We start from the raw sequence: 594 nt of genomic DNA, 5'->3' as shown, positions 1-594 counted from the left end.
GGCCGAACATGAAGATGTTCGAGTTACACACGCCGGGGTGGTATTCCTGCTTCTGACCTTCGTAGAAGGTCGGATAGAGCAGGATTTTGTTCGCTCCGTCCACGACCGGGCCGGCCGCGTTCCGTTCGGCGCTGGAGAACGTGCCCGCCAGAAAGTCCACACGCTCGCGACGAATCAGCCGGTTGGCCTGCTCGACGACCACCCGCGGTTCGGTCTTGCTATCACCGACGACGATCTCAATCGGTCGGCCCAGCACGCCGCCGGCCTCGTTGATCTCCTTCACCGCCAGTTCAAAACCAGCCATGTGCGCCTTGCCGTAAACGGTCCAGGCACCGGTTAGCGGCGAGATTACCCCGACCTTGATCGGGGCGGCGCCACGCGCGTGTCTGAGAATACCCGGCGCCGAAAAGGTAGCGGCAACACCGGCCGTCGCAGCCATACCGCCGAGCACGCGCCGGCGTGTAATGGTGGTGTTCACTCCGCTAAATCGAGAGTCATGCTTCGTATCCGTCATCGGTCGCCTCCCATTTGTGAAGCCTCGCCCGCCGCCGGATCATTGTTCGGTTTTACGGCAGGCAAATCGTCTACGCTGCA

General features: G+C 62.0%; 1 protein-coding gene. It reads right to left on the bottom strand.

Annotated features, from left to right (window positions below):
- The coding region (locus tag CKO11_RS17175) for an ABC transporter substrate-binding protein (protein WP_223641526.1) at positions 1-514 on the bottom strand (514 nt) is incomplete at its 3' end.
- Between the last annotated feature and the right edge of the window lie 80 nt (positions 515-594).

The sequence above is a fragment of the Rhodobacter sp. TJ_12 genome (genome assembly GCF_020023995.1).
Taxonomy (GTDB): Bacteria; Pseudomonadota; Alphaproteobacteria; order Rhodobacterales; family Rhodobacteraceae; genus Rhodobacter.
The sequence above is the reverse complement of the archived record's forward strand: the minus strand, read 5'-3'. Positions and strand labels throughout refer to the sequence as shown.